The sequence below is a fragment of the Bacillus sp. JZ109 genome (assembly GCF_053903135.1).
This window is the reverse complement of sequence record NZ_CP096388.1, coordinates 1,957,045-1,977,320: the sequence shown is the minus strand read 5'-3', so window position 1 is coordinate 1,977,320 and position 20,276 is coordinate 1,957,045. Positions and strand designations below refer to the sequence as shown.

27 protein-coding genes are annotated in these 20,276 nt (G+C 42.5%); 8 read left to right on the top strand and 19 right to left on the bottom strand.

The genetic code is table 11. The features are described from left to right. Window positions 1-37 precede the first annotated feature (37 nt). The 10 genes from M1D94_RS10515 to M1D94_RS10470 all read right to left on the bottom strand — a co-directional run bounded on the left by M1D94_RS10515 (window position 38) and on the right by M1D94_RS10470 (window position 8,359). Window positions 38-658 (bottom strand): hypothetical protein, encoded by a 621-nt coding sequence (locus M1D94_RS10515; protein WP_032726009.1) that lies wholly within the window; start codon window positions 656-658, stop codon window positions 38-40. Then, entirely contained in the window at window positions 659-1,165 is a 507-nt protein-coding gene (gene dfrA, locus M1D94_RS10510; RefSeq protein ID WP_049141329.1) for a dihydrofolate reductase DfrA, read from the bottom strand. 142 nt (window positions 1,166-1,307) lie between these two features. Beyond that, complete coding sequence (locus tag M1D94_RS10505; RefSeq protein WP_041849945.1) at window positions 1,308-1,841, bottom strand: phosphatidylglycerophosphatase A family protein; 534 nt, start codon at window positions 1,839-1,841, stop codon at window positions 1,308-1,310. A 17-nt stretch (window positions 1,842-1,858) separates the two neighbouring features. Beyond that, window positions 1,859-2,470: a YpjP family protein gene (locus tag M1D94_RS10500; protein WP_009967559.1), complete on the bottom strand. Its 612-nt coding sequence runs from the start codon at window positions 2,468-2,470 to the stop codon at window positions 1,859-1,861. 259 nt (window positions 2,471-2,729) lie between these two features. Continuing rightward, a complete protein-coding gene (locus tag M1D94_RS10495; RefSeq protein ID WP_041849946.1) occupies window positions 2,730-3,503 on the bottom strand; it encodes a class I SAM-dependent methyltransferase in 774 nt (257 codons plus the stop codon). 41 nt (window positions 3,504-3,544) lie between these two features. Then, entirely contained in the window at window positions 3,545-3,979 is a 435-nt protein-coding gene (brxA, locus tag M1D94_RS10490) for a bacilliredoxin BrxA (RefSeq protein WP_003230794.1), read from the bottom strand. A gap of 106 nt (window positions 3,980-4,085) precedes the next feature. After that, window positions 4,086-5,762, bottom strand: a complete 1,677-nt coding sequence (gene ilvD, locus M1D94_RS10485; protein WP_009967560.1) for a dihydroxy-acid dehydratase — start codon at window positions 5,760-5,762, stop codon at window positions 4,086-4,088. Between the two features lie 288 nt (window positions 5,763-6,050). After that, a complete protein-coding gene (locus M1D94_RS10480; protein WP_041849947.1) occupies window positions 6,051-7,184 on the bottom strand; it encodes a conserved virulence factor C family protein in 1,134 nt (377 codons plus the stop codon). Window positions 7,185-7,243: 59 nt separating this feature from the next. Then, the gene (hdhQ, locus tag M1D94_RS10475; protein WP_041849948.1) at window positions 7,244-7,861 is read right to left on the bottom strand and encodes an Mn(2+)-dependent (deoxy)ribonucleoside pyrophosphohydrolase; all 618 of its coding nucleotides are present in this window, start codon (window positions 7,859-7,861) and stop codon (window positions 7,244-7,246) included. 21 nt (window positions 7,862-7,882) lie between these two features. Continuing rightward, window positions 7,883-8,359: a glutathione peroxidase gene (locus M1D94_RS10470; protein ID WP_041849949.1), complete on the bottom strand. Its 477-nt coding sequence runs from the start codon at window positions 8,357-8,359 to the stop codon at window positions 7,883-7,885. 343 nt (window positions 8,360-8,702) lie between these two features. Between M1D94_RS10470 and metA the strand changes: the two genes are divergently transcribed. The 4 genes from metA to cspD all read left to right on the top strand — a co-directional run bounded on the left by metA (window position 8,703) and on the right by cspD (window position 11,430). Beyond that, window positions 8,703-9,608: a homoserine O-acetyltransferase MetA gene (metA, locus tag M1D94_RS10465; protein ID WP_021481508.1), complete on the top strand. Its 906-nt coding sequence runs from the start codon at window positions 8,703-8,705 to the stop codon at window positions 9,606-9,608. A gap of 230 nt (window positions 9,609-9,838) precedes the next feature. Next, entirely contained in the window at window positions 9,839-10,987 is a 1,149-nt protein-coding gene (locus M1D94_RS10460) for a diglucosyl diacylglycerol synthase (RefSeq protein WP_003246153.1), read from the top strand. A gap of 80 nt (window positions 10,988-11,067) precedes the next feature. Further along, on the top strand, window positions 11,068-11,214 hold the full coding sequence (locus tag M1D94_RS10455) for a hypothetical protein (protein WP_120028300.1): 147 nt from the start codon (window positions 11,068-11,070) through the stop codon (window positions 11,212-11,214). Window positions 11,215-11,229: 15 nt separating this feature from the next. After that, a complete protein-coding gene (gene cspD, locus M1D94_RS10450; RefSeq protein WP_003153604.1) occupies window positions 11,230-11,430 on the top strand; it encodes a cold-shock protein CspD in 201 nt (66 codons plus the stop codon). Window positions 11,431-11,481: 51 nt separating this feature from the next. Here the strand turns inward: cspD and degR are convergent, their stop codons facing one another. Next, a complete protein-coding gene (gene degR / locus M1D94_RS10445; protein WP_003230774.1) occupies window positions 11,482-11,664 on the bottom strand; it encodes a transcriptional regulator DegR in 183 nt (60 codons plus the stop codon). Between the two features lie 154 nt (window positions 11,665-11,818). On the opposite strand from degR, the gene M1D94_RS10440 reads away from it, so the two are divergent. Further along, window positions 11,819-12,088 carry a DUF2564 family protein gene (locus M1D94_RS10440; RefSeq protein ID WP_004398863.1) on the top strand — a complete coding sequence of 90 codons (270 nt, stop codon included), beginning with the start codon at window positions 11,819-11,821 and terminating at the stop codon, window positions 12,086-12,088. A gap of 27 nt (window positions 12,089-12,115) precedes the next feature. Here M1D94_RS10440 and M1D94_RS10435 read toward each other — a convergent pair whose 3' ends face one another. Both M1D94_RS10435 and M1D94_RS10430 read right to left on the bottom strand, forming a co-directional pair. Then, a complete protein-coding gene (locus M1D94_RS10435; RefSeq protein ID WP_004399003.1) occupies window positions 12,116-12,298 on the bottom strand; it encodes a zinc-finger domain-containing protein in 183 nt (60 codons plus the stop codon). Further along, window positions 12,291-12,971, bottom strand: coding sequence for a ribonuclease H family protein (locus M1D94_RS10430; protein ID WP_021481511.1), 681 nt, complete (start codon window positions 12,969-12,971; stop codon window positions 12,291-12,293). The genes M1D94_RS10435 and M1D94_RS10430 overlap by 8 nt, the downstream gene beginning before the upstream one ends. 82 nt (window positions 12,972-13,053) lie before the next feature. On the opposite strand from M1D94_RS10430, the gene M1D94_RS10425 reads away from it, so the two are divergent. From M1D94_RS10425 to sspL, 3 genes are read left to right on the top strand one after another with little or no spacing between them, the layout of a single operon-like run. Next, window positions 13,054-13,743, top strand: coding sequence for a queuosine precursor transporter (locus M1D94_RS10425; protein WP_014477139.1), 690 nt, complete (start codon window positions 13,054-13,056; stop codon window positions 13,741-13,743). Further along, complete coding sequence (locus tag M1D94_RS10420; RefSeq protein WP_015251853.1) at window positions 13,743-14,141, top strand: reverse transcriptase-like protein; 399 nt, start codon at window positions 13,743-13,745, stop codon at window positions 14,139-14,141. Before M1D94_RS10425 ends, M1D94_RS10420 begins: the two co-directional genes overlap by 1 nt. Window positions 14,142-14,182: 41 nt before the next feature. Continuing rightward, entirely contained in the window at window positions 14,183-14,311 is a 129-nt protein-coding gene (gene sspL / locus M1D94_RS10415) for a small, acid-soluble spore protein L (protein ID WP_003218255.1), read from the top strand. Window positions 14,312-14,318: 7 nt separating this feature from the next. Here sspL and exnP read toward each other — a convergent pair whose 3' ends face one another. From exnP to bpsB, 6 genes are all read right to left on the bottom strand, one after another. After that, complete coding sequence (gene exnP / locus M1D94_RS10410; RefSeq protein WP_003230763.1) at window positions 14,319-15,209, bottom strand: 5'-3' exonuclease ExnP; 891 nt, start codon at window positions 15,207-15,209, stop codon at window positions 14,319-14,321. A 100-nt stretch (window positions 15,210-15,309) separates the two neighbouring features. Next, window positions 15,310-15,456 carry a hypothetical protein gene (locus M1D94_RS10405; protein WP_003230761.1) on the bottom strand — a complete coding sequence of 49 codons (147 nt, stop codon included), beginning with the start codon at window positions 15,454-15,456 and terminating at the stop codon, window positions 15,310-15,312. Between the two features lie 74 nt (window positions 15,457-15,530). Further along, entirely contained in the window at window positions 15,531-15,788 is a 258-nt protein-coding gene (locus M1D94_RS10400) for a YpbS family protein (RefSeq protein ID WP_021481513.1), read from the bottom strand. Window positions 15,789-15,852: 64 nt separating this feature from the next. After that, window positions 15,853-19,434, bottom strand: coding sequence for a dynamin GTPase (gene dynA / locus M1D94_RS10395; RefSeq protein WP_456280235.1), 3,582 nt, complete (start codon window positions 19,432-19,434; stop codon window positions 15,853-15,855). Window positions 19,435-19,609: 175 nt separating this feature from the next. Further along, window positions 19,610-19,699, bottom strand: coding sequence for a Fur-regulated basic protein FbpC (fbpC, locus tag M1D94_RS10390; RefSeq protein WP_100069434.1), 90 nt, complete (start codon window positions 19,697-19,699; stop codon window positions 19,610-19,612). Window positions 19,700-19,769: 70 nt separating this feature from the next. After that, window positions 19,770-20,276 carry an alkylpyrone methyltransferase gene (gene bpsB / locus M1D94_RS10385; protein WP_004398552.1) on the bottom strand — a complete coding sequence of 169 codons (507 nt, stop codon included), beginning with the start codon at window positions 20,274-20,276 and terminating at the stop codon, window positions 19,770-19,772.

Here is a 20,276-nt window from a genome sequence, read left to right as displayed (position 1 = left end):
GTAACAGAAAAGCGCAGTCTTCACGACTGCGCTTTTTTTATGCACGTAATTGTTTTTCATTGGCAGGTATATAAGCTTTTGAAAAGGACAATTCAATGTCTGCCGGTTTTAAGCGTTTAAAAAACGAGCCCTTTTGCATGTTATCTGTTCCTTTCGTTTCCACCATCACCAACGGAAGATGATAGCGGGCCGCAAGTTCTATAGGATCAATAGAACCATCTAGTGAAAGAATCAGGCTTTGTCCCTTTTCCAGCTGTTTTGTCACATCTTCATATACCTTTTCTGAATCACCGTCTGAAATCACATCCATCCGATCCAGCCATTGCCCGATAAAAGGCAAGCGGAACACTATTGGGTTGGCGATAAAGCCAGCCGGTTCCTCAATATATCCAGCAATTAAGGCCAGTTCAGCCAAACGCAAACGGGGATGCACATACAAAACAGGACCTTGTGGTATTGGCTCTGGCTGATGGATTGTCACAACTGAACCGGAGATGCCGATACAGCCTTCCAAAAACGCCTTTGGCTGTTCGTACACAAGAGTCATCTGTTTTTTGTATGACAGACGGGGATCAAGCATTGCTTGATTAAATAATTGTTTCATATTTTTTAACAGCATATACACAATATAAACCACTAGAAGGCTGTAGCGAACCAATTAAAATCCTCCCGCTTTAGAAGAATTCTTTTTTTCATACATTAGAAATTCGTAATCATACGGGTTTTTTTCGTCTTTGATCCCCTGCTCAGAAGAAACCAGCTTCCAATTGGATTCATCAAATTCAGGGAAGTGACGGTCACCCTCAAACTCGTGATGAATTTTCGTCATATACAGTCTGTCCGCATAAGGGAAAAGGTCCGTATAGAGCTGAGCCCCTCCGATCACAAAGCATTCTTCAGGGCCTGAACAAATGTCCAGTACATCCTTTAATGAACCGACAACCGTGCATCCCGGAAATTCTGAAGACGGCGCTGAGGTAACGACAATATTTTTCCGATTTGGAAGCGGACGTCCGATCGATTCAAATGTTTTTCGGCCCATAATGATTGAATGGCCCGATGTTACTTTCTTAAAGTATGCAAGATCATTGGGCAAATGCCACGGCAAATCATTGTCTTTGCCGATAAGCCTGTTGGCATCCATCGCAAAAATGAATGAAATCATACGCTTACCGCCCCTTTTTGCTCTAAAACATGTCTGCATAAATCCTTAAACTGTTTCATTTTTTTCATCCTTTAAAAGTAGTCTTCTAGTAGTGTAACACAATAAAAAATCATTTCTGAACCCAGAAATGATTTTTTTATAGTCAGCTGACGACAGGCTTTTCATCCTGTTCTTTTTCTTCATCTTGCAGATCCTGATGCGTATGTGCAATTCTGCTCGCCGCTGCTGCAGCAAGAGCTGCCACAATATCATCCAAAAAGGTGTGAATACCGTCTGGACTTTCATCAAGTTCCTTAATAATTCCAATCTTCTCTTTATCCAAATAACCGAAATTGGTCAAACCGATCGACCCGTACACATTAACGATGGAAAGCGGGATAATTTCATCTATGCCGTAAAGCGGTTCATCCGTTTCAACAAGGTGCTGCAGCGGTTCGGGGAGAACCTTCTGTTCTGCAAGCTGATCGAGTGCAAGGCCTGTCAAAACAGCATGAATAATTTCACGTTTGTTCAGGACTTTTTCTACATTCTCCATGCAAACACTGAGCGGCAGATTTGGATTGTATTTTTCCTGAAGTTTTTGAACAATCCGTGCAATATCTTCTATCATAACGCCCCGTTTGTTCAGCATATCCTTTGTTATATCGACCATTTCATTCATTGTGTACTTTTTCATGTCTAATGGCATCTCCTTTAGGCACTCATCCAGTTGGGAGGCGTGTTGCGGTCCCAGTAAATACTCCCAAGCTCATGATGTGATTGAAACCCATCTTCTGCTGTATGATAATGAAAATTAAACCAGTAGCCGTCATGAGGCGGGTGGTCTCTTCGCACATGGAATCTGAGAAGATCTTCTCCAGTTGTCCGATTGTAAACGTTGAAAATTTTTTCCGTTTTGCCCGCTGAAGGCATGCTTGAGATCACAACATCTTGGTACGCCTCATCATCTTGCAATGTCGCTAAATAATCACTAATCACATTTTCGATTTTTGGCAGGATCTCTTTCCGATAGTCATCCTCAATGACAGGAGCGATTCTGCTGCCGAATTTTAAAAAGGACTGATCCTCAGCGCTGTCAAGGAGCTGTTCCTTGTACGATTGAAAAAGCAGTTCAGGATCTCGCCTGTCATCCGACTCATCATCGTACAGGTCATGCTCATCATAAAAAGCGGTGTAATCATTCTGCTCAAGACTGCTCGGCTGTCCGGAAGGCTTGTCCGCCATAAGGGCAGCCGGAGGAGATACGAGCCCGAACGTTACAATGGTAAATAAAACCACAAGGGTCTTTCTCATCCACAATTTCATGACTGCTTATTCCTCTCTATTTTATTGTCATGTTTCTCTTATTTTAGCACATCCAAAACATGCAAGTCATGTACTATATGAAACTGATATGCAAATTAGGAGATTCGTTGCTATGCACTTTGTGTAAAAACGCTTACAATATTCCATGAAAGGAGGCTTTCCGCATGATTGACGCTCTGTTTGCCACAGTTTCACTCTTAACATTGTTATACTTTGTCGTCATGGAGGTCACCGATTAACAGAAAGCCCGTGATATGAATCACGGGCTTGTTTGAATGACGCCATAATGGAACAGTGCTGTTTTTCTTTTCATGACGTTAAAACCAAACTGTTCAAATCGCGGGCTTTTCCAGTGGTCTTTTAGCACAACGCTTTTTCTGGCGACTCGTACCGCTTCATTGATACATCCTTCGTGCAAAACGGAATCTTCTGCCAAATCACGTAAAGGCGCGATGCCGTCAGAGGTTTCTACAGGTTCATGAAACATTGGATCGAAATAAACCACATCAACAGAGTTGTCAGGAAGCTGCTTGATGTGTTCAAAGCAATCACCATTCTTCACCTGGATTCTTCTCATCGCAGCTTGAAGCTCTTCTATACCCGTTTCCCATGAATGCAGTCCCGTCCTCACTAAAACAGACACAAGATGGTTTTTTTCAATCCCAACAACAGAACCCGTTTCGCCTACTGCCATACTTGCGATAATGGCATCTGACCCCAGCCCGAGTGTGCAATCTAAAAACGCATCCCCTTCAGATAAGCCGGCAGCCCGAAGCATAGGCTCTTTCTCCCCCTGCAAGAAGCGTTTGGCTCTGAACATCGCTGTATTCGGATGAAAAAAGAATTTGGCACCTTGTTTCGTATACAGCTCAAACCGCTCTTTGCCGACCACTAGCAAATCACGTTCAGCTGACTTCAACAGGTGTTCAACCGTTTGTTTATTCCGGCCGCAGTATGGCATATTTAGCTCTTTAGAAAGCTGCTTTGCAGTTTTTATGGTGTGTTCAGACGGTCTATAGCTTGTTGTTATCATCTTCTGTACTCCCAAAAAGAAAATGCCCGGAAAACGGGCATTTAGCAGTGCGCATCGAAGGCAGCAGTCAGATTTTTCATAATTTCTTCCATATCGTGTCCTTCAATTTCATGACGCGGAATAAAATGTACGACTTCTTTGCCTTTCAAAAGAGCCATTGATGGTGAAGAAGGCTCCTGGCCAGTAAAATACTCACGCATTTTCGCAGTAGCTTCTTTATCTTGGCCCGCAAATACAGTCACCGTATTGTCAGGTGTTTTGTCATTCTGGAGGACTGCCTGTGTAGCCGCAGGACGCGCAAGGCCTGCCGCGCAGCCGCATACAGAGTTAACGACTACAAGAGTTGTGCCCTCTGCCTTTTCCATAAAGTTTTCTACTTCTTCCGCTGTTGTTAACTCTTCAAAACCTGCTCCAGTCAGCTCGCGGCGCATCGGTACGACAAGCTGGCGCATGTATTCTTCATAAGCCATTGACATAAAAAAAGCCCCCTCTAGTATCCTTCATCTGAAGTAAAGGATACTATAGAGAGGGCCGGATTTCAAATGTTCACACCTTAAAATAAAAGAAAGTGTCCCCAGCTATCTAGATTTTCATAATACCGCCGGTGTTGGCACTTGTCACAAGTTTAGAATAACGTGCCAGGTAGCCGGTTTTCACTTTCGGTTCAAAACCTTTCCAGTTCGCTTTTCGTTTTTCCCACTCTTCTTCTGGCACTTGTACATCCAAGATACGTTTTTCAATATCAACGATAATATGGTCTCCGTTTTCAACAAAGGCAAGCGGCCCGCCCTCAGCTGCCTCAGGTGATACGTGGCCGATTGAGAGGCCACGGGAGGCTCCGGAAAAACGTCCGTCCGTAATCAATGCCACTTTTGGTCCGAGTCCCATTCCAACGATTTGGGATGTTGGCGCCAGCATTTCCGGCATGCCAGGTCCGCCTTTTGGCCCTTCGTATCTGATGATGACAACGTCGCCTTCTTTTACTTTTCGGTTGATAATGCCGTCAAGCGCCTCGTCCTGAGAATCGAATACGACAGCCGGCCCTTCGTGTCTTGTAATCCCATTCTGTACGCCGCCTGTTTTAATGATAGCGCCGTCCGGAGCTAGATTACCGAATAAAACAGCAAGGCCACCCTTTTCAGTGAATGGTTGATCCAGCGGATGAATGACGTCATAATCCTTTACTTCATGTCCGGCAATGGTTTCTCCAAGAGTTTTTCCTGTAACAGTCAGCGCATCTAAATGAAGCGCTCCTTCTTTCTTGGAAAGCTCATTCAGAGCCGCTGACACGCCGCCCGCTTCATGAAGATCTTCAATAAACACATCCGATGCAGGCGCCAGCTTGGCCAAGTGCGGCACGCGCTCAGCGACTTCGTTAATGCGTTCTAAAGAGTATTCAACGCCGGCTTCGTTTGCAAGGGCAAGCGTATGAAGAACGGTATTTGTAGAACCTCCGAGCGCCATATCGAGTGCAAACGCGTTATCAATCGCTTTTACTGTAACGATATCACGCGGTTTGATATCTTTGCGAATCGTTTCCATTAATTGCGCAGCCGATTTTCTCACAAACTCTTTGCGTTCCGGAGATGTCGCCAGAATGGTTCCATTACCCGGCAAGGCAAGACCAAGTGCTTCTGACAGACAGTTCATTGAGTTCGCCGTAAACATGCCTGAGCAAGACCCGCACGTTGGGCATCCGAACTGCTCTAGTTCTTGAAGCTCGTTTTCGTTGATTTTCCCTGCTTGGTAGGCGCCTACCCCTTCGAATACTGAGGAAAGAGAGATTTTTCGCCCGTCACTTGTTCTTCCTGCCGCCATCGGTCCGCCGCTGACAAAAATCGTCGGAATGTTGATGCGCATTGCCGCCATAAGCATTCCCGGTGTGATTTTGTCGCAGTTCGGAATACAGACCATTCCGTCAAACCAGTGTGCGGATACAACCGTTTCCACAGAGTCTGCGATAATTTCACGGCTTGGCAGCGAATATCTCATACCGATATGCCCCATTGCGATGCCATCATCTACCCCAATGGTATTAAATTCAAACGGAACGCCCCCTGCTTCTCTGATTGCTTCTTTTACGATTTTCCCAAACTCCTGCAAGTGAACATGACCGGGAACGATATCAATGTATGAATTACACACCGCAATAAACGGCTTGCCGAAATCCTCTTCTTTTACTCCTGCTGCACGAAGCAAACTGCGGTGCGGAGCTCTATCGATTCCTTGTGTGATCATATTACTGCGTAATTCTGCCATGGTGATCCTCCTAAATTCTTTCAATTGTTTGATTGGATTTTATTTTGACAATTTTCAGTTTATTTATGGGCTGTTTTTGCAAATAAGATAAATACAGGCCGCCCTCACCTTGTTTTGTTCTTTCGTGTTTTTATATTTATATAGCTTTCTTTCGATTTGAACCCTCCAACTATTAATATTGTTACTTACTATAAATAGTTTTCGGATATTTTTCAACAATATTCGAAATAATTTTTATAAAAAGTGAATTCACATAAAAAAGGTGCATGATCTGCACCTTTTTTATTTCTATTCGCCTTTTTTTCTGCTTTCCGTCATTTGTTTCCAAACAGAACCTTTTGCTTCTTCTCCATGCTCAATACGTTCAAGCGCCATTTTGACTTGAAGGCTGACCTCAAATTCGGGGTCATCTTCGGCAGCGCGCAAAGCTTCAATTGCACTTTCATCCCCGACTTCGTATAGGAACATGGCCGCACGCCAGCGAACAAGCTTGCTGGAGTCGCTTAACGACTTGATCATAGCAGGAATGGCTTGAGGATCGCCGATATCAGACAGGCAGTCTCCGGCCGTTCTTCTGACTGATACAGCTTTGTCCTCAAGTGCTTTATACAATAGAGGAAGAACATCAGGTGTTTCAATCATCCCTAAGTACACAACAGCCTGTCTTCTGATGGACACCTTTGGATCATCCAATGCCTTCTGTAAAACCGGGATATCCTCTTCTTTCGGATCCATCTGTTCCAAGTGTGCATAACGCTTTTTCCAGTCCTCATCATCCAGCATGTCAAGCGTTACTTTATACGCTTTGCGCTGTACAGTTTGTTTTGATTCGCCCTTTCCTTGAGCGGCTGCTTCAGTCAGTCGTTTCAGCCGTTCATCACTGTATGCCGCCTGAAGCTCTTCTGTCACGTCATGGCCGATTTCATCAAAGTCACCGAATCTGACACCTTGTTCTTTCCAAGCCCGCTCAAACACAACATTGGAAGCTTCAGATCTAAGTTTTAAGATCGCCTTCTGAAAGCGTTCAGGTAAGCCGAAGCGTTCTTCCCGCTCTCCATCGGTTAATTTAACTTGCATAGGAATGCCGCTGAACATCTGCACAAAAACTTTTACCTCTCCAAAAGATTCTTGATCAGAACGATTTTCTTCTCCGCTTTCAGCACTTTCCATCCCAAATGCAGTGCGGACTTGCGGTAATATGTCTTTCCAGTCGTATCTTGCATTCCGTTCAACAGCAAGAAAATCTGCGACGTGATATACCCCTTTAACTCCATCTATTTTAAGAATTTCCGCTATAACAGGCGGTGCGCCTTCTGCTTGCTCAGGTTTATAGTTATTGCTTTTGCCCGCCGGAAGCTCTTCCGTTAAGATGACTTTCATTGTATTCGGGCTTGGTGTAGGTTCAATTGATTTTATCTTCATGATCGTCCTCCTATAGCATATCTGTGACTTATTCTATCATAGTCGCTCCAAGCCTTCTATTACGACGTTTTGGCATCAATCCCGGGTATTTCTTTTTCTAATTGGCGGACAAACTGAAGCATAAAATTGTGTCTTTCTTCTGCCAGTTCCCGTGCAGTGTCTGTATTCATCATATCTTTCAGCCGCAGGAGCTTATGAAAAAAATGAGCGTAGGCGCTTTGCTCATCTCCATAAAGGCCATGCCCGTTTGCGCCCGCAAACATGAAAGCTCTCGCAATGCCGACAGCACCAATCGCATCAAGTCTGTCAGCATCCTGTACAGCTTTTCCTTCAATTGAGAGCGGCTCCTTCGCCAATTTCCCCCTGTCCCGAAAGGACATCCTTGTTATAATATGAATCACCCTGTCAGCATTCTCTTTTCCTACTCCGAAAAAAACGAGCTGATCATATACATCGCTCACAGAAAGCCTGACCGTGTCAGGCAGCTTCACATCAATTAAATCATGAACCAAAGCCGCCGTTTCAACAATGAACAAATCCGCTTTTTCCTTTTCTCCAATATACGCTGCAAGATCTGCTACTCTTGATACATGATGCCAGTCATGTCCAGAGCTTTCGTCAGTCAGGATAGATTGAACCCATGTCCTGATTTGCTCTGCCTGCTTCAATTCCTTCACAAAAACACCCTCTTTTTATTGCTATAATAGCTTCACGATATCGTTTTCCAGCTCTTTCGGATTTGTATTTGGTGAATAACGGCCAACGATTTCTCCATTTCTATCCACTATAAATTTCGTGAAATTCCACTTGATCGCCTTAGTTCCCAGCATCCCTTTCGCATGTTCTGTCAAATACACAAACAGCGGGTGGGCGTTTTTCCCGTTTACATCCACTTTTGAAAACATAGGAAATGTAACACCGTAATTTGTTTCACAAAATTCCTGTATGTCAGCCTCTTCACCAGGCTCTTGGTTCATGAATTGATTGCAGGGGAACCCTAAGATCTCCAGCCCCTCCTGCTGATATGTATCATATAATTCCTGCAGCTGCTTTAATTGAGGAGTAAAACCGCACTTACTTGCTGTATTCACGATCATCAGTACCTTTCCCGCGAAAGGCTGAAGTGTCATGTCTTTCCCTGTGATTGTACGTACCTTCATATGATAAATAGACATGTAAGTCCCTCCTATGTCCCTAGTGCTGATTATTTTACCTTTTTTAAATCGCAATTCAAAATGTAAACATCAATTAAGAACTCATAAGAAACCTAACGATATGAGCGTCCGTTCATTATCAATTCATATGGCTCATTTTTTATCTTAATCATTCTATAAAACATTACAATTCCCTCTGACATCATGGAAAATCATTTTACTGTGAAACCAAAAGGCGTGTCAGTGCGTTTTATTTAAAGAGTTTTCTGTTGTTTCCCCCTCAACACGCATAGATAGATTGAAAATTGGCGTGAAAATTCCTATAATGAAGAAAATTAAACGGGGAAATAATGGAGGTGGCACGTTGCCTATTAATATACCAACACACCTGCCGGCAAAACAGGTGCTTGAAAGTGAACATATATTTGTAATGGATGAAAGCAGAGCATTTCATCAGGATATCCGGCCGCAAAAAATTATTATATTAAATTTGATGCCGAAAAAAATCCAAACAGAGACTCAGCTTCTCAGATTGCTTGGAAATTCGCCTTTACAGGTTCATTTCACATTTTTAATCCCAAGCACACACACGCCGAAAAATACTGCGAGAGAACACCTTGACGAATTTTACACGACTTTTTCCAATATCCGTCACAAGAGGTTTGACGGCATGATTATCACCGGTGCGCCGATCGAGCATTTGGCGTTTGAAGATGTTTCATATTGGGAAGAGCTCAAGGAAATCATGGAGTGGAGCAAAACAAATGTCACTTCAACCTTGCATATTTGCTGGGGTGCTCAAGCAGGTTTGTATTACCATTACGGTGTGGAAAAAATTCAAATGCCGAAAAAAATCTTCGGTGTGTTCGAACATACCGTTCTTTCAAAACACGAAAGATTGGTAAGAGGTTTTGACGAGCTATACTACGTGCCGCATTCCCGGCATACAGATATAAATATGGAACAGCTTCAAGCAGTGCCCGATTTAAACATTCTTACCGCATCAAAGGAAGCCGGGGTTTGCTTAATTGTGTCAAAAGACGAAAAACAAGTCTTTTTGACAGGGCACCCTGAATATGATACAAATACGCTTCTTCAAGAGTATGAAAGAGATTTGGAACGAAACCTTTCTACTGTCGAGGAGCCTAAACATTATTTTGCAAAAGGCAGCAACGAGCCAGTGAATCGCTGGAAAGCGCATGCCACATTATTGTTTATGAATTGGCTGAATTATTACGTTTACCAAGAAACTCCTTATGAATGGGACTAATTTTTCTTTTTTTAGTGATACGCTGAGCAAAAAATATGATAAAATACATCTGATTCAGTCTGCGTATAACAAAAATTTAAAATACTGGAATCCAAATCATTTAAAATTAGCTTAACTTTTTCACTGCATTAATAATTCGATTATGTATTTGTGTTATGTTTATGTATAGACAATAACTCCTTACGATGCATGAAGCTTGCTTGTTGTTGATTACATTGAGGTGAATTTACTTGAATACCAATAAAAGAGTATTAATTTTGACTGCAAATTACGGAAATGGACATGTGCAGGTAGCCAAAACACTTTATGAACAATGTGTACGGCTCGGCTTTCAGCATGTAACAGTTTCTAATTTGTACCAAGAGTCAAATCCGATTGTTTCAGAGGTAACTCAATACCTTTATTTAAAAAGCTTCTCAATCGGGAAACAGTTTTATCGTTTGTTTTATTACGGAGTTGACAAAATCTATAATAAACGTAAATTCAATATTTACTTTAAAATGGGTAATAAAAGATTGGGCGAACTTGTCGATGAACATCAGCCCGATATTATTATTAATACATTTCCGATGATCGTCGTGCCGGAATACAGACGCCGAACTGGAAGAGTCATTCCTACCTTCAACGTTATGACTGATTTTTGTCTTCATAAAATTTGGGTTCACGAAAACGTGGATAAATATTATGTGGCAACAGATTACGTGAAGGAAAAACTGCTGGAGATCGGCACTCATCCAAGCAATGTAAAAATCACAGGAATTCCAATCAGGCCGCAATTTGAAGAATCCATGCCGGTTGGCCCGATATATAAAAAGTACAATCTTTCACCAAACAAAAAAGTGCTTCTGATCATGGCAGGTGCTCACGGTGTATTAAAGAACGTAAAAGAGCTGTGCGAAAACCTTGTCAAGGATGACCAAGTGCAAGTGGTTGTCGTGTGCGGGAAAAATACGGCTTTAAAAGAATCTTTGAGTGCGCTTGAGGCGGAAAATGGTGACAAATTAAAAGTTCTGGGCTATGTGGAGCGCATTGATGAGCTATTTCGGATCACAGATTGCATGATTACCAAGCCCGGCGGCATTACTTTGACAGAAGCCACAGCCATTGGAGTGCCTGTCATTCTGTACAAACCCGTGCCTGGCCAGGAAAAAGAAAATGCAAACTTCTTTGAAGACCGCGGAGCTGCCATCGTTGTGAACCGTCATGAAGAGATTCTCGAATCAGTCACTTCCCTTCTTGCAGATGAAGATACCTTGCATCGCATGAAGAAAAACATTAAGGACCTTCATTTAGCAAACTCCTCTGAAGTGATTTTAGAGGATATCCTGAAGGAATCAGAAATGATGACTGCCAAACAAAAAGCCAAAGTGCTATCGTAATGGCGTACTTGAGAGCATACGAAAATCGTGTGCTCTTTTTATTTATATTCAGCCATCAATAAAAGCGGTTACATTTTTTTATGGAACTTGCCCTTCTTTTGAAAAATAAGCCGTTTCGCAACTTGACGGGTGCTCCCAGATGGTGTATAGTTGAACCATCATTTAACAATGAATCAAAGTTAAATGATGACAAAATTTTTTTTAGCACATGGGTGCTACAGTACTAGGAGGAATTAAGCAATATGCAAAACGGTAAAGTAAAATGGTTCAACAACGAAAAAGGATTCGGCTTCATTGAAGTTGAAGGCGGAGACGATGTATTTGTTCACTTCACAGCTATCGAAGGAGAAGGATACAAATCATTAGAAGAAGGACAAGAAGTTTCTTTTGAAATTGTCGAAGGTAATCGTGGACCTCAAGCTTCTAATGTTGTAAAACTCTAAACTCAATACATGATGATGAGATGACAAATAGAGGAGAGGCATTCGCCTCTCCTATTTGATTTTCATCTGGATTTCAATCGCCAAAATGTTTTGTTTGCACCTCTGTTCAATCTCTTCAACATACTTTTCCATTGACGGTTTTCCTTTTTTCGCAATATCCGCCAGTTCTTCTAAATCACTGTATATTTCTATAAATGTTTTGTGAAGGATCAACTTCAAGTCTTTATCATCCATAGCTGCGTTCCCCTTCTCTATCAAGATACCCAAATAGTAAAACAGTCCTATTTATTCTGGTTCAATAGTTATATCGGCTTATTTTTATTTTCTTTTCTATTTTGGTACATAAATTTCAAAAAAACTCTGCAAAATAATGGCGGAGGTGTTTTTGGTGACTTCAGAATTTCATAATGAGGATCAGACTGGCTTTACGGATAAGCGGCAGCTGGAACTAGCGGTGGAAACAGCGCAGAAAACAACAGGAGCTGCGACGAGAGGCCAAAGCAAAACATTAGTTGACTCTGCATACCAAGCCATTGAGGATGCTAGAGAACTGTCACAATCTGAAGAGCTGGCAGCTCTCGATGATCCTGAATTTGTAAAGCAGCAACAGCAACTGCTAGATGACAGCGAGCATCAGCTGGATGAATTCAAAGAATAAAAACCGCAGCTTCTGCGGTTTTTATTTTTAGTGATTGGTTAAGACATCTCCGTATTGTTTCAGCTTTTCACCAACCGTACATTTATTGATACAAAATGAATGCGCATAAGTTTTGCCAAATTCTTTGCGAAACTGCTTCTTAATAAAACAGTCCTTGCAATATTCATCGTGCAGTTCTGTCAGTTCTTTAAAGATCATTTTCTTATCCAATATCGTCATCTCCGTTACGGTCTAATTTCGTGTGGCTTTCTACGAATTGATGGGATAGAATTTTTTTAGCGAGGCCGTCAGCTTCCTGATTGTCTTTTCGTTGTATTGTTTCGTAGGTTGGAGTAAGCTTCAGCGATTCAAGGAGTGCTTCTATTTTGTCAAGCCATTCATTATGAGATGGATCATAACAAGGCCAGCTGCCGTCAAGCTGATTCAGCACAACAAGCGAGTCCCCTTTGATTGTAATTGAATTTCTGCTTGCCCCAAGCTCTCTTACTTCTCTTATTGCTTCATAAAGCGCTGCGTATTCAGCTTCATTATTGGTTTTCAGCCGGAAGCTTTTATTTTTTCTCAAGCGATGCCGGATTCCTCCCAATGAATAATAGATGACGATCCCGAGACCGGCCAGTTCGCTCTCCTTATCGAAACTGCCGTCAAAATAAACAGTAATGTCATCAGGCTCTTGAGCAAGCTCCTCTGTCAGCTTTTCCAATTCCTTCAGCGTCCAGCTGCCGCCTTTCTCGTCTTCGAACTCTAGCTCTTTCATGTATGGAAAACGACCAAGTTCTCTGGCGAGCATACGTGCCTGCTGTGCTGTCAGCCAGTCTTCGCTAAAAAATGAGACGGATCCCGTTCCTTTTGCTTCTATTTTCAAATGCGGTCTGAGCTTCATTACAATCACCTTACCATTCATTAGTTGCCGGGCTTATGCTATAATCAAACCAATCTTACCCCGGAAAGGAAGCTTTTTCATCTTGTTTAATAATTCGTTTTGGATCTTTTTTGCGATCATTCATTTTATCATTGTTCTTTTATTTTATAAAGGATTTGGCAAAATGGGACTGTTTGTTTGGATCGGTTTTGCGACAGTCTGCGCCAACCTCCAAGTCGTCAAAACAGTTGAACTGTTTGGCTTAACAGCGACACTCGGGAATGTGATGTATGGCACAATCTTTTTTGCGACAGATGTGCTGAATGAAAAATACGGACCAGCTGAAGCCAGAAAAGCGGTATGGCTCGGATTCTCAACGCTCCTGACGCTGACATTTGTCATGCAGGGTGTGCTGCTTTTCGAACCGGCTTCCAGCGACATATCACAAACAGCGCTGGAAACGATCTTCGGATTCCTTCCGCGAGTTGCGTTAGGAAGTCTGCTTGCCTTTATCTTCAGCCAAACGCTGGATGTTTATGTATATTCGGCAATTAGAAGGATATTTCCTTCTGATCGGCTTTTATGGCTCAGAAACGGCGGCAGTACAGCAGTCAGCCAGCTGTTTGATACATTCATATTCACTGCAGTCGCCTTTCTCGGCATTTATCCGGCAGGCGTGTGGCTTCATATTTTTATTTCTACATATTTGATTAAGTTTGCGGTATCTTTGATTTCATTGCCTTATGCTTATGCAGCCAAAAAAATGATACCTAAAGATGAAAGGAGTTCATAATGCCTACAGAAATATACGTAGACGGCGCAAGCGCTGGTAATCCCGGGCCTTCGGGTATCGGCATTTTTATCAAACATGAGGGAACAGCAGAATCCTTCTCTATTCCAATCGGAGTGCATACAAATCAGGAAGCGGAATTTCTTGCATTAATTGAAGGGATGAAGCTATGTGCAACGCGCGGGTATCAATCGGTTTCCTTTCGAACCGATTCAGATATTGTGGAACGCGCCACTGAGCTTGAAATGGTTAAAAATAAAACGTTTCAACCGTTCGTAGAAGAAATCATCCGATTAAAAGCGGCATTCCCTCTTTTTTTCATCAAATGGATACCGGGCAAGCAAAACCAAAAAGCCGATCTTCTGGCAAAAGAAGCGATTCGGCTGAATGAAAAGAATTAAATCTTGATGATTGGTTCATCCTAATGGCGAGGTGAACTAACATGAAAAAGAAAGATAAAGGCCGGCTGACCGGCGGTGTTACTCCGCAAGGCGACCTGGAAGGCAATACACATAATGACCCTAAAACAGAGCTTGAGGAGAGAGCAAAAAAAAGCAATACAAAACGCTAGAGAAGATCTAAACGATCTCTCTAGCGTTCAGCTTTTCAAGCATACGCTCAATTCCTTTGATTTGGTGGCGGCGAAGCATGTCAGCCGCCTGCTCCATTTGCAAAGTAAATAAAGCGTCTTTCAGTGTGCAGGCCAGCGGCACTGAGCAATGAATTTCCGCAAGCTTCCTCGACATCTCCAAATCGCTTAAACCTTGCTGAATTTTTCCCTGCTGTCCTTTTGGAAGAAGAGAAAGATTTTCCAATAAACGGTCAATCGTTTCGTATTCACGAATCAGTTTGTAGGCTGTTTTTTCTCCAATCCCTTTGACTCCGGGATAGTTATCACTGGAATCTCCCATAAGCGCTTTAATATCAATCAAAGCCTTCGGCATTACGCCTGTTTCTTCATAAAAAGTCTCTTTTGTATAGACTTTATAATTTCCGATTCCTTTTTGAAGCAAAGCAACGCTTACTTTATCCGTTAACAGCTGAAGTAAATCTCTGTCCCCTGTTACGACCGTAATGTCCGCTTCATTCGCAAATAAATCGGCAAGAGTACCGATACAGTCATCCGCTTCATAGCCGGCAAAGCCAATATTCATGATTCCAAGCTCTGCGGCTGCTTCCTTTGCCAAATCAAACTGCGGAATCAGCTCCACAGGCGGCGCGCTGCGGTTGGCCTTATAATCTTGGAACAAGTCATTTCGGTACGTTTTGCTCCCCATGTCCCAGCAGCAGACGACGTGTGTCGGCTGGAATGTTTCCACAGCTGTAATCAAATGCTTTAAAAAGCCGTTGACGCCGTTCGTCGGCACCCCGCTGTCATTTATCATAAAGTTGCGATGTACGGCCGTGGCAAAAAAGGCCCGGAATAAAAGAGCCATGCCGTCAACCAGCAATAGTTTATTATTATTCATCAAATAACTCCCTTTTCTTTCATTCCTTCTATTTTATCATAAAGCAGCCCAAAAATAAAAAACAGTATCTCTTTAATTAGAGATACTGTTTGGATATTTATCAATCGTTGTGTCTTTTGTTGCTGGCGATCAGCTTTTCAGCTTCGCGTCCTGCGTAAGAGTCAAAATGGGTTTGAAATCCGTTTTTCTTTTTGGCATTGTTATTCGCCTGTGCATTTCTGTTTCCGAGCTTTGTTCTGCCCAACATGAATCCCCCCTTACGTCGGATGCATATAGTATATGCTTCCGGCAGGAGGTTCACTCGCGACAGGATCATCCAGCTTACATGCGGCTTACGTATTCTCTGACCATTTCTTTTGATACAAGCCGTCTTGTCGGGACGATGCCTTTTTTAGCGAGCTGATTCATTTGCTCGGTAATTTCATTAATTGCTTCTGTAGTATAAGGCTCATCGTTTTTGCATTTCGCAACAGCTTCTTCAATCGCCAATTCACGCATATTTTCAAGACGCATAAATGCTTTGATATGCTCGTGCTGTTTTGATGAATGTGCTGAAATTGCTTTATGTACCTCTGACATTAATCGTTCATCTCGCTTTTTTCTATTTAGTCTACCATGACTTGAAATACAAGCCAACTGAATTTTACATTTTTATTGTATTGTCTGAATTTTTCCAGGAGATGCACGCCTGGTACGCTATTTCAATCTCTTTCGCATGTTCCCCTTCCGCATATCCTCTTAAATATGTCTCTTTTTGATCCGTTATTTGCGCGATTGCTTTTTCGCCCATATCTTCCTGTAAGCGTCTGAGGTGAGCTGTGTAATGAGAAATCAGGCTTTCTTCTTCATTTTTTATCCATGCCTCTGTGATTTTCGTAAGTTTCATCCGTACAGCTTCGATAAAGGCCGATTTTCCTTTCTGCTCAAAAAACTGCTTCGGTGATTTGACCTCTTTTAGTTCCTGCTCAAAAGCACATTCTTCTATTTCTGGTTCAACTTCCTTCAACTGTATGCCGTTTGAATGCTGATCACCCGCATAAACGGAAAAATAGCCGTCCTCGTTTAATGTTTTTTGAAATTGATCCAGCCATTCTTCATTGATATGCCGTTCGATGAAACCGCTCATACGAACATCAAGCGTTTTGATTTCCTGAATATATTCAAATTGATATTCATGTAAGGCTGTTGTCATCGCCTTACTGACGTTCTTTTTCCAATCCCCGTTTTGCAGCCCGGGATGAAATGCCGATTTTAATAAATCATTTGCAAAATATGATAATCGCTGTGTAATGTGATATAGCTGCTCTCTTGTATCTTTTTTTACTTTTTCAATGATGGTTTCTGAGTTCCGCCGTTTCTCGATATCGGCCGCTGTCCGCTCAAATGACAGCATAAGGCGCTGTTTCTGCGCTTCCTTCTCTTCTCGGGACTGATGCTGGGATTGGTGAAGCTGAAAAACGGTTTCGCATAGTTTGTCTGCCTCCGAACTGAGCTGCGCTGCTGACGCTTTTTTTACATCCACTTCGATAAACCGGTCTAAGTGTTTTCTTACTTTCGAGAACTGATTATAAAATGACTCCGGTTTTCCCACCAGTTCCTCCTTACTTGATACAGTAAAGAGCTGCGGCTCATAAACCCCTTCTTTTACAAGCTCTGCGCTGACATAATCGGTCACTGTTTCGAGCTCTGTTTTATCTTTTGCAAGGTCTGCAGCATTAATAATAAAAAACATTTTATCCATGCTGAGCGATTCTTTCACAAGTCCAAGCTTTCGCAAAAATGAACGGTCTCCTTTTGAAAAAGAGTGCTGATAATAAGTCATATAAAAAAATGCATCGGCATCTTTGATATATTGGAATGCCAGTTCTGTATGCCGTTTATTCATGCTGCTCGCGCCGGGTGTATCAACGATCGTAATCCCTTTTTCAGTGAGCGGGCATGTATAGTAGACCGTTACCTCTTTTACAGCACAGGCCGTTGTTTCCTCTGCTACATACGGCTTTAATTCAGATAGCGGAATCGTTAATTTCTTCTGTTCCTGTATATACTGCTGATACTTCTCATATGCAAGCAGGAAATTGCTGATCAATTTCACGTGTTCTTCCTGCAGCCTGTTTTTTTTGACTGCCTTTTCCCACTTCTCTGTGAAGGAACGGCCTGCCGGTTCCTTTGGTATTCCGGTGAGCTGCAAAATTTCAGCCGTTATGTCATCCTCTGTCTTAAACACTACATCCGCTGTTTTGTTTAAGTTGCCATTGATTGGCATTGTGATCTTGTTAATTGTCGCTGTGGTTGGCGTTGGTGAGGATGGCAGCACTCTTTCGCCGACAAGCGCATTGGCAAATGATGATTTCCCCGAGCTGAAGCCTCCAAAAAGAGCGAGTGTAAATTTCCGTTCCTCAAGCCTTTTCACCCTTTCACGAAACGCTGAAGTTTGCTTTAACAACATGCTGCATTCGCCTAAAAGGTCAGACAAAGTGTAAAAGCGTTTGATTTGGTCTTGAAGCGGCATTTCTTGTTCCATTTTGATTTCTGATTTCGGCATCGGCTGCGCCGTCAGCTGGCTTCGGCCTTGTTTCTGCTCTGGAGCCGCCACTCTTGTTTTCTTCGATTTAAACCATTCTGTGTCTATATGCATTGGGCATGCGGACTCTTCTTCCCAAATGGCCCACAGGCGATCGGTTTTCTCTCGGGCATTATTCTCTAAACGCGCCTGTTCTTGAAGAAAGACAAGTTTTTCTGATTCTTGGACGAGCCGGTCGTTAATCGTTTGCACGTCTTTGGAAACACGCTCTTTCACCATAGCGGAGAGCACCTTTATGATGTCTGCGGCTTCTCTTTTCGCCTCTTTCCGGATGAGCTCTGCCAAATCTTTTGTATATTGCAATACATATTCAGAAGAAAAGGCTGCACCATGCTTGACCGCGCGTTCAATGATGCTTATATCAAGCGGTGTGCGATAGGCCTGAATCAGCTTTTCACTTTCAGCGGTATAGACATCAAATGCCTTGGCGAGTTTATGAAGCGTGTCTATCATATGCCAATCCGCTTCGGCCTCTGTTCGTTTTGCCACATCAGAGAAAAAAGCATTCCGCCTTTTATCTCTTTCCTGTGCAGTTTTCGCTTTAGAAAAGAAAAAGCCGGTTTTAAAGGAAGGCTCTTGTGATTCTAAAAATGCAGCCGCCAATTCACGCATTTCAAAAGGCGTCAGGTTGGCGTTTTTTAAAATACGATTGATTTCTTCCTGCATCCTCTTCTCTGCCTCAGTCGTTTGTTTTTCGGCCTCATCCAATTGATCACGCAGCGATTGGACCAGTCCAGTTTGGATATTAAGCTGTTCAGCGAAACTCGGAGCGCCTGTGTCGTCTTTCTTCAGCATTTCCGTATGTTCCTTTAGCAGATTACGGACTTTTTGTTCGGTTAAAGCCTGCATATTGCTTTTTGATTGCTGTTCTATTCTTCTTAACTCTTCTCTCAGGGCCCCCATCTGATTGAACGGGTGGTCCGGTTCTGTTACTGACGTAAAATAGAGCGCTTCCTTTGAAATCCCTTCATTGCAAAGCATCTCCTCTACCTGCGCTTTATAGTCTCCAAATTTCGTCTCCGTCTCATCATGGCGGTCAATTTGATTGACGATAAAATACACATTCGGAATGCTTTCTTTTATTGATCTGAGAAACTTTACATTTTCCTCAGAGTGCACGTGATTATAGTGAACGACGTAAAACAGCGCATCCGCTTGGTGAAGAATAGAAGCAGCCGATAGAAAATGCGCATCATCTGTTGAATCTATCCCTGGAGTATCAATATACGCAACCCCGGAATCGATCTCAGTATATCTGTCAAAAATTTCGACGATTTCAATCTGTTCCCCGTCTTTACAATATTGCTGCACCTTGTCTTTCTGGTAAGGCCCTTCCAGCTCAGCACACGCTCCGTCTGTTGTATGAAGTCGAACTCGCTTTTCCCCGTTTCTGATCACAACAAGGTTAGCGCTTGTCGGAATCGGGCTTGTCGGCAAAATATTCTCCATTAACAGGCAGTTCAGCAGTGACGATTTCCCCGCTGAATAATGCCCGGTAAACGCGATATAAACCTCTTCATCAGCCGCTTTTTTCATGACCGCAGCCAGTTTAGCAGCCCTTTGTTCATCTTGATTCTCAATAAATTGCTTATAAAGTTCCCCGGTTTTATGCAAAAGCTCTTTTCTGTTTTGATCTGTCATAAGTCTGAACCCCTTTGTGCCGTTTCAATTGTGAACCTTTTTCGAAAGATCTGAATTCATTCCCTTTTCATTTTACACAAGAATAAACCAAATTTCTTTAGGTGAATAGAAAAAAGCCGCCATTACGGCAGCTTCTATAAAAGAAAATCTGCAACTTTTACAAGTTCCAGATTCATCAAACAGATTTATTAGAGATTCCTTTTAATACAAAACCAATTAATACACTATATGTACAAACCGCTCCAAGCAAAAACAGCATTGTCATTTGCTTCACCATCCTGATTGAGAATCTTTTTCAAATCCATTTTAACATGGTTGAGAATGATTTTCAATCGCTATTTTACGCTGTATTCCTGTAATGCTTTGTCTTCTGCGCGAATTCTGACGCTTAACAACACGGCATTGAAAATGGAAAACAGACACATGGTGACGTATGCTTGATAAAGCAGCGGAATCAGCAAAATTTCGAGTATAACAACGGCATAGTTTGGATGTTTCATCCATTTATATGGACCTTTTTTTACAAGCTCTACACCTGGAACAACAAGGATTTTCGTATTCCAATATGCCCCTAAGGAACAAAGCGCCCAATACCGTACGATCTGTACGCTTAAAATAACTGCAGCGATACCGAGCCACCAGCTGGACGGCTGTTTATTCATCAGCAGCACCTCGGCAATTAAGGACAGGAAAAAAAGGATATGCATCGTAATGATATACGGATAGTGGCTCTCGCCAAATTCAATTGCTCCTTGCTTCTTTACCTTTTGTTCGTTTTGCCTGGCCACTGCCATTTCTGCTGCTCTTTGAACAATGAGAATGGCGATCAACAACCAAAACAT

Coding starts and splice junctions, on each gene's coding strand:
- M1D94_RS10470 (WP_041849949.1), bottom strand. CDS start 8,359: ATGTCTATTTATCATATGAAGGTACGTACAATCACAGGGAAAGACATG.
- sspL (WP_003218255.1), top strand. CDS start 14,183: ATGAAAAAGAAAGATAAAGGCCGGCTGACCGGCGGTGTTACTCCGCAA.
- M1D94_RS10400 (WP_021481513.1), bottom strand. CDS start 15,788: ATGTCAGAGGTACATAAAGCAATTTCAGCACATTCATCAAAACAGCAC.
- exnP (WP_003230763.1), bottom strand. CDS start 15,209: ATGAATAATAATAAACTATTGCTGGTTGACGGCATGGCTCTTTTATTC.
- dfrA (WP_049141329.1), bottom strand. CDS start 1,165: ATGATTTCATTCATTTTTGCGATGGATGCCAACAGGCTTATCGGCAAA.
- M1D94_RS10420 (WP_015251853.1), top strand. CDS start 13,743: ATGCCTACAGAAATATACGTAGACGGCGCAAGCGCTGGTAATCCCGGG.
- M1D94_RS10500 (WP_009967559.1), bottom strand. CDS start 2,470: ATGAAATTGTGGATGAGAAAGACCCTTGTGGTTTTATTTACCATTGTA.
- degR (WP_003230774.1), bottom strand. CDS start 11,664: ATGGATGATAAAGACTTGAAGTTGATCCTTCACAAAACATTTATAGAA.
- M1D94_RS10505 (WP_041849945.1), bottom strand. CDS start 1,841: ATGAAAAAGTACACAATGAATGAAATGGTCGATATAACAAAGGATATG.
- M1D94_RS10455 (WP_120028300.1), top strand. CDS start 11,068: ATGGAACTTGCCCTTCTTTTGAAAAATAAGCCGTTTCGCAACTTGACG.
- cspD (WP_003153604.1), top strand. CDS start 11,230: ATGCAAAACGGTAAAGTAAAATGGTTCAACAACGAAAAAGGATTCGGC.
- M1D94_RS10495 (WP_041849946.1), bottom strand. CDS start 3,503: ATGATAACAACAAGCTATAGACCGTCTGAACACACCATAAAAACTGCA.
- dynA (WP_456280235.1), bottom strand. CDS start 19,434: ATGACAGATCAAAACAGAAAAGAGCTTTTGCATAAAACCGGGGAACTT.
- brxA (WP_003230794.1), bottom strand. CDS start 3,979: ATGTCAATGGCTTATGAAGAATACATGCGCCAGCTTGTCGTACCGATG.
- M1D94_RS10430 (WP_021481511.1), bottom strand. CDS start 12,971: ATGAAGCTCAGACCGCATTTGAAAATAGAAGCAAAAGGAACGGGATCC.
- M1D94_RS10480 (WP_041849947.1), bottom strand. CDS start 7,184: ATGAAGATAAAATCAATTGAACCTACACCAAGCCCGAATACAATGAAA.
- fbpC (WP_100069434.1), bottom strand. CDS start 19,699: ATGACAATGCTGTTTTTGCTTGGAGCGGTTTGTACATATAGTGTATTA.
- ilvD (WP_009967560.1), bottom strand. CDS start 5,762: ATGGCAGAATTACGCAGTAATATGATCACACAAGGAATCGATAGAGCT.
- M1D94_RS10405 (WP_003230761.1), bottom strand. CDS start 15,456: ATGTTGGGCAGAACAAAGCTCGGAAACAGAAATGCACAGGCGAATAAC.
- bpsB (WP_004398552.1), bottom strand. CDS start 20,276: ATGTTTTGGTTGTTGATCGCCATTCTCATTGTTCAAAGAGCAGCAGAA.